At 59.3% G+C, this 5,165-nt stretch carries 6 protein-coding genes; all 6 read right to left on the minus strand.

Features of this window, described 5'->3' with window-relative positions; genetic code table 11:
• Positions 1–348: BMP family ABC transporter substrate-binding protein (locus HYZ49_03790; protein MBI3241396.1), on the minus strand; the 348-nt coding region annotated here is incomplete at its 3' end.
• A gap of 213 nt (positions 349–561) precedes the next feature.
• Positions 562–1,719 carry a hypothetical protein gene (locus tag HYZ49_03795; protein MBI3241397.1) on the minus strand — a complete coding sequence of 386 codons (1,158 nt, stop codon included), beginning with the start codon at positions 1,717–1,719 and terminating at the stop codon, positions 562–564.
• A 103-nt stretch (positions 1,720–1,822) separates the two neighbouring features.
• A complete protein-coding gene (locus tag HYZ49_03800) occupies positions 1,823–2,389 on the minus strand; it encodes a DUF3592 domain-containing protein (protein ID MBI3241398.1) in 567 nt (188 codons plus the stop codon).
• Positions 2,390–2,410: 21 nt separating this feature from the next.
• The gene (locus tag HYZ49_03805) at positions 2,411–3,364 is read right to left on the minus strand and encodes a ribokinase (GenBank protein ID MBI3241399.1); all 954 of its coding nucleotides are present in this window, start codon (positions 3,362–3,364) and stop codon (positions 2,411–2,413) included.
• A gap of 83 nt (positions 3,365–3,447) precedes the next feature.
• Positions 3,448–4,371, minus strand: a complete 924-nt coding sequence (locus HYZ49_03810) for a nucleoside hydrolase (protein MBI3241400.1) — start codon at positions 4,369–4,371, stop codon at positions 3,448–3,450.
• Positions 4,372–4,398: 27 nt separating this feature from the next.
• Positions 4,399–5,127 carry a PIG-L family deacetylase gene (locus tag HYZ49_03815; GenBank protein MBI3241401.1) on the minus strand — a complete coding sequence of 243 codons (729 nt, stop codon included), beginning with the start codon at positions 5,125–5,127 and terminating at the stop codon, positions 4,399–4,401.
• Between the last annotated feature and the right edge of the window lie 38 nt (positions 5,128–5,165).

Below are 5,165 nucleotides of genomic sequence, written 5' to 3' on the forward strand. Positions count from 1 at the left end.
GAAGCCTACGGTGACGATCAGGTCGCACTTGCCATCCACGAACTCTTTGATGTTCTTCTCGTAATCCGTCTGTTGCTTGGACTCGAGGAACGTCGCTTCCCAGTTCAACTCTTCGCCGGCCATCTTCGCGCCGTCAAAGGCTGTCTGGTTGAAGCCCTTGTCGTCCACACCGCCCGTGTCCGTCACTTCGCATACCTTGCCGGCGACAGGGGGTGGGGCCTGGGTGGGAACCGTTGTGGGAACTGGGGCCGGAGTGGGCGCGGCAGTGGTGGCGCCGCCGCCGCACGCGGTGAGCACCAGCGAGGCCAGCATCAGGCCTGACAAAAGGGTAAACAGAGTCTTTTTCATTATTGTTCTCCTCCTAGAGAATGGTTGACAAAGTTACCGATATACAGCAAAGACGCTTTTTCAGAATTCGACAGCAGATTCACCTCCTTGATCGTGCTGGTAGAAAAGCAGAACCACAAATTGTGGATGACACTTGATCAGCGTGGGGATTATACTGGAAAGCAGTCACGGGCGACAAGTTACGAATATCCATATCTTCCGGACAGCCCAGGCTCACTCGCGGTAACGCAGAGCCGGATCGTACATTGCAACGACATTGCCAATCGGAGTATCCGGCTGAATATGATGAGAACTACACAAGATGTAGCCGCCGTTTTTGCCCAACACCTTCACCCGTTCCTTCACCTCCGCCGCCACCTGCTCCGGTTTTCCCTTCGGCAGAGTCCGCATAATGTCCACCCCGCCGTGAAAGACCAGTTTGTCGCCAAACTCGTCTTTGATTTTCTGCATCTCCATCCCTTTGGCGTCGGGCTGGATGGGGTTGAGCACGTCAACGCCCATCTCAATAAAGTCGGGGATGAGGGGGTAGATGGCGCCGTCGGTGTGATACATCACCGGCTTGCCGTACTGGTGCGCCAGCTCGATCAACTTTACGTGATAGGGCCGCACAAACTCCTTCCACATCTTCTTCGACACCATCAGCGAATTTTGCGTGCCAACGTCGTCGTAGAAGTACACCATGTCCAGCCGCCCGCCGGCCGCCTTGTCGGCCTCCAGCAGGCGGCGGGTGTTCTCCAGGTAAATCTCGGTCAGCCGATCCATGATGTATATTGGAATCTCCGGCTTCTCCACCAAGTCCATCATGAACTCCTGCAGGCCGCGCAACTGCCAGCCAATTTCAAACACCGAGCCGATGCGAAAGCGGATGTGATACTCGTCGTAGGCGTCTAACTGCTTCATGATGCCGGGCACGGGCGTGAAGTCCCACCAGTCCGGCTCCGGCCAGGGGTGCTTCTTCAAATCCTCAACCGACTCGGCCTGGCTCAGCGGCCAGGTCTTGAAGCCTTCGTATGAGCCGACCGCCGTTTCCATGCGATAGCTGTGCGTGCTCCAGATGTCGTGAAAGGTGTCGTCTGGGTTGACTTGTCGCCACATACGATTGGGCGTCGAGCGGTTCATCGAAACCCACCAGTCCACGCGCGAGCCGGGCTTGACGAGCGACTCTGGCGGCGTGCAAAACTGGTCGTAGGACAGCACCCGGCAGTCCACCTCGAAGCGGCGGAGGAGGGCCTCGCGGGCCGGGTCGAAGAACTCGGTGGGGCCGACGCCGGCGGCGTCTGGCTCAAGGTGTTCGACGAGCCGATCCCAAATTTCCATCGTCGCCAGAAAATCCATCGGCGCCCGATCCGGCTCTTCGTGGCGCATTGCCATGTTGACTCGCTGGCGGGGTGTGAGATGTTTGTTTTCGAAGTCTGACACAATTACCTTTCCGCCAGACCTTTAGGGTCTGCGAGACCCTAAAGGTCTTGGGTGGCTATTGATTCGGCAATTGCCTGACGAATTCATCCACCATTTGCAAAAGGACGCCGATCCCGGCGGTCATGGCGACGACAAAGCAAACCGTCCCGATCAGCGAGGCGGCGAGGACGATCACGATAATCCAAAGGAAGGGATTGCCGGGCGCGCTTTGTTCCAGCACCGCCTCTGCCGGGTTTTGTGGATTGTAAAACACACGCACCGCGCCGCCCACCGGGTAGCCGGCGATTTTTTGTTGCGCCGGCCCGGCCCAGCCTGTGCCGATCTCGCTGAAGCCAATCCGGTTGCCCTGATAACGCTGGCCTCTCACTTCGTAGTCGTAGACCACCACCGGATAGTGAGAGAGAGAATAACCGCTCCGTCCGCTCCGGCTTCGGCGCAGTTCAACACTGGACGACAGGACCGTGCCGGTCGTCGTCGGCCAGCTTTTGCTGGCGCTCACCTGCCGCTGTCGGCTCCAGATTATGTAGGCGAAGAAGCCGATGAGCGGCACGAGGACGCAAGTGAAAGCCCCAACCGTAATCAGCGCCGTCGCGCCTGAGAAAAGAAATCCGAAATCACTCATGAGTCTTTGTGTTCCTTTGTGTCATTGTGTCTTCGTGGTAAAACGCTCTTGCTTCATCAAAGCATCAATATCTTTTCGGTAAGGCAGAGCCGGGATGACGCCCAGTTTGGCGCAGGCCAGCGCGCCGGCGAAGGTGGCAAAACGCACGGCCTCAAGCAGTGGCTTGCCTTCCGCCTGGGCCACGCCGAGGGCGCAGGTGAAGGCGTCGCCCGCGCCGGTTGTGTCCACCACATTCACTTTCTGGCCCGGCACATGTGTGACAGTGCCATCCTCGGCGATCACCAGCGCCCCGTCGCCGCCGCGGGTGACGACGAGATTGCGCACGCCGCGCTTTTGCAAGCGATGGGCTAGTTCAAGAGTGTCGGCGGCATCGTCGGGGGCCAGACCGCACAAAATACGAAGTTCACTCTCATTCGGAGTCAGCACGTCTACCTGGGAAAGAAGCGAATCATCGAGCGGCTGAGCCGGGGCCGGGTTGAGGATCGAGAGCGCGCCGTGCTTGCGGGCCAGAGCCATGCCCCGGGCCGCCGTGGCCGGGGCAATTTCCAACACGCTTAACACCACGTCACTCGAAGCGATCAGGTCTTCAGCTTTGTCCACGTCGTCAGGCGAGAGCAAATGGTTCGCGCCCATGTCGAGCACGATGTGGTTATCGCCTTCGGCGTTGAGGGTGATGAAGCCCACGCCCGTGTTGCGCTCCGCCGTTCGGCGTAAATGCTCGATGCCAACGCCCTCTTGCTTGTATAAGTTGACGCCAACATCGCCAAAAATATCCGCGCCAATGACGGCCACCAGATGGCTCTCCGCGCCGAGCCGGGCCGCGCCCACTGCCTGGTTCGAGCCTTTGCCGCCCGGCCCCATGTCGAAGTCCGAGCCAATGAGGGTTTCGCCCTTCACCGGAAAGCGCGGGGCGCGAAGCGTGAGGCCCACTGCAAAACTGCCGACGACGGTAACTCTAGGTTTAGACCCTTTCATTTCAGTTTGTTAGGTGGTTAGATGGTCGGGTAGTTGAGTGGTTAGGGCCGGCCTTAACCACCGAACAATCTAACCACCTAAGATCAGCGAGACCACAGCTTGAAGATGTATTCGTAAAACTGATCAAGTTCAACTTTGTCAAGCGCCCTGATCTTGCGCCCGCCGGGCTTGACGAGAGTGCGTCCCTGGCTGGGGCCTTCGGTGACGATCTCCGTCTCCCACTCGCGCAATTGGAACATCTCCGACTTGCCGATGTAGCAAGTGGTGAGCACGTCCCAGGCAAAATAGTCCTGGTGCATCACCAGCGCGTAGCACATCCCGGCCAGATCAGAGATCGGGTACTGGCGTTGGCGGGCCAATCGTCTCACAAACGCCTGAGTGATGGGCACGTTGTTGGTAATGTCCAGCGGGCAGATGATGAGCGGAATTGACGTTTTCCAGACGCGGTCGGCGGCAAATGGATCCCAGTAGACGTTCCACTCCATCGAGCCATCCTGGCCGCCTTCCATAATCCGGTCAACGTTGCCGGGAACGTTAAGAGCGCCGCCCATCCACACAATCTCTTTGATCTTCGACTCGATGCCGGGGTCAATTTCCAGCGCCGCCGCGACGGTAGTCAACGGGCCGGTCTCCAAAATCGTCACTGGTTCCGGGGCTTCGCGCAGAACGCGGGCCATAAAGTTCTGGCCGGGTTCGGCCACCAGCGGCGCGCGGATCTCGTCGCGCTGGTTCAGGATCGGGAAGTTGTCTATTGAAAAAGTGTCACGGCGGAAGACTCGTGGAAACGGGTTAATGCCGCGCACGGTGCTCTCGGCCACCGGCACGTCGGCCCGGCTCATCAAATCCAGAATCTTTCGAGTGGCGCTGACGGCCGGCTTGATATAAGTGTCGGCGGGCGTGATGACGATGCCCTTCACGTCCACGTGATCCATTGCCATCAGCAACATCACCGACAGATAATCGTCCACGCCGCCGTCGTGGCTCATCAGCACCAGTGGTCTACCCATTTCACTCTCCAGGTCCAAAAAATTCGCCTACTTCTTCCGCCCGACGACCACGCCCTTGTGCTTCTCCCAGTCCTCGTCGCTCTCCAGCGTCACCACCCGGAAGATTTCGGCGTAGTGCATCTCGTGGCCTTTAGCTCGCTCGGCGGCCCATTCTTTGATGCGCGGCTCGGGGTCCCAGTCGTTCATCTGGCTCTTGTGGGCGCGCAGGGCGGCGATCTTCACGTCAATCGTCTCGTCAATCGAAATCCAGTGGTCGCCGTCGCGCCAGTTGAGGCTGAACACTTTGCGCGGCTTGTGGGCCGTCAGCCCTTCGGCTTCCAATTCCTGGAAGAGGTTGGGCTGGCCGGAGGCCGGGAAGACGGCGTCAATGGCGGCCAGGCCGGCGGCCCGGTGATCGGGGTGGTTGATGTAACCGTCGCCGGCCCACACCAGAGTCGGGTCCATCACAAACACCACTTCGGGCTTGAAGCGCCGTATCTCGCGCACCAGTTTCTTGCGTAGTTCCATCGTCGCCTGCAACATGCCGTCCGGCTCGCGCAGGAAGACCACTTCTTTCACGCCGAGAATCTCGGCGGCGGCTCTTTGCTCGGCTTCGCGAATGTCAACGGCCTGCTGCTTGGTCATGCCCTCAGTGGCAATGCCCACGTCGCCGCTGGTGCAGAGCACGTAGCAAGCGTGGCAACCGGCTTTGGCCCAGCGGGCAATGGTTCCGGCGCAACCGAACTCGGCGTCGTCGGGGTGAGCGACGATGACCATCGCCGATTCGGGAATGTAAGTTTTGGAGTTGTTCATCA

Source organism: Chloroflexota bacterium (assembly GCA_016197225.1).
Taxonomy (GTDB): Bacteria; Chloroflexota; Anaerolineae; order Anaerolineales; family VGOW01; genus VGOW01.

What these genes read in the sequence shown, in the direction of transcription:
- HYZ49_03795 (MBI3241397.1), bottom strand. Translation starts at nt 1,719, where the DNA reads ATGGCAATGCGCCACGAAGAGCCGGATCGGGCGCCGATGGATTTTCTG.
- HYZ49_03800 (MBI3241398.1), bottom strand. Translation starts at nt 2,389, where the DNA reads ATGAGTGATTTCGGATTTCTTTTCTCAGGCGCGACGGCGCTGATTACG.
- HYZ49_03805 (MBI3241399.1), bottom strand. Translation starts at nt 3,364, where the DNA reads ATGAAAGGGTCTAAACCTAGAGTTACCGTCGTCGGCAGTTTTGCAGTG.
- HYZ49_03810 (MBI3241400.1), bottom strand. Translation starts at nt 4,371, where the DNA reads ATGGGTAGACCACTGGTGCTGATGAGCCACGACGGCGGCGTGGACGAT.
- HYZ49_03815 (MBI3241401.1), bottom strand. Translation starts at nt 5,127, where the DNA reads ATGGTCATCGTCGCTCACCCCGACGACGCCGAGTTCGGTTGCGCCGGA.